The sequence below is a fragment of the Kitasatospora sp. NPDC048540 genome, from assembly GCF_040651175.1.
In the GTDB taxonomy this organism is placed as follows: Bacteria; Actinomycetota; Actinomycetes; order Streptomycetales; family Streptomycetaceae; genus Kitasatospora.
Genome location: NZ_JBEZIR010000280.1, coordinates 1 through 1,151, shown reverse-complemented (window position 1 = coordinate 1,151; position 1,151 = coordinate 1). Strand labels below are relative to the sequence as shown.

The window sequence follows — 1,151 nt, the reverse complement described above, 5'->3', positions numbered from 1 at the left end:
TTCGGTTGTCGGTGCGCCGCCAGGGACTCGAACCCCGGACCCGCTGATTAAGAGTCAGCTGCTCTAACCAACTGAGCTAGCGGCGCCTGTCTGACGGGGAAAACAATACACGGTCCGCGGGGATGGTCGGCACGGGGTGACCGGTTCCACCCGCTTAGGGTGCAGATGTGACCATCCAGGACCCCGTCCGCCCGGGCCGGCCGGTGATCCGCCGGATCGGCGGGCTGCCGCTGCACGTCCGGCGCGAGGGCACCGGCCCGGTCTGCCTGCTCACCAGCGGCCTCGGCGGCTGCTGGTTCGACTGGGACCCGGTGGTGCCGCTGCTCACCCCGCACCGCACGGTGATCCGCTTCGACCGCCCCGGCTACGGGCTGAGCGGACCCGCACCCGCCGCCGAGCGCCCGGGTCCGGCGGGCGAGGCGCACCGGATCGCGGCCGTCCTCGACGCGCTCGGCGAGCCGGGGCCCGTCACGGTGGCCGGCCACTCGCTCGCCGCCTTCCACGTCGAGGCCTTCGCCCGGCTGTACCCGGACCGCACGGCCGCGCTGGTCCTGCTGGACGGCAGCGTGGAGGAGGACCCCAGGCCCCGGCCGGCACCCGGGCTGCGCGACGCGGCGGCGCGGCTGTTGGCCGCCGCCCTCACCGCCGCCGCCGCGCCCTACCTGTGCGGACCGGCCGCCCGGCGGCTGGTGGTGCGGCAGGCCTCGCTGCGCGGCCGGGAGGAGGTGCCCGCCGACCTGCTCCGCCGCTGCTACCGGCCCGGGCGGGCGCTGCGCGCGCTGCTGCGGGAGAACACCGCCTACCTCGACGACGCCGCCGCGCTGGCCGCGCTCCGGACCGCCCGGCCGCTGCCCGACGCCCCGGTCACGGTGCTCGCCGCGGCCCGGACGGACGGCTCACCCTGGCTGGTCCGGCAGCGGGCGCTGGCCGCCCGGCTGGGCGGCGCCTTCCGGACCGCCGTCCCGGCCGGGCACCTGCTGATGATCGACGCCCCCGCCGAGGTGGCGGCCGCGATCCTCGGCACCTCCCGGCCGGGCTGAGCCGGCCCGGGCCGCCCCGGGGACGCCGAAGGCCCCCTCGCCTGGGCGAGGGGGCCTTCGGTTGTCGGTGCGCCGCCAGGGACTCGAACCCCGGACCCGCTGATTAAGAGT

1 protein-coding gene and 1 tRNA gene are annotated in these 1,151 nt (G+C 77.5%); one reads left to right on the top strand and one right to left on the bottom strand.

Translation table 11 applies throughout. The features are described 5' to 3' along the window. Positions 1-12: 12 nt before the first annotated feature. Positions 13-86 (bottom strand) — tRNA-Lys (locus tag AB0D08_RS40850). Positions 87-167: 81 nt separating this feature from the next. On the opposite strand from AB0D08_RS40850, the gene AB0D08_RS40845 reads away from it, so the two are divergent. Next, on the top strand, positions 168-1,040 hold the full coding sequence (locus AB0D08_RS40845) for an alpha/beta hydrolase (RefSeq protein ID WP_035980854.1): 873 nt from the start codon (positions 168-170) through the stop codon (positions 1,038-1,040). The last annotated feature ends 111 nt before the right edge of the window (positions 1,041-1,151 follow it).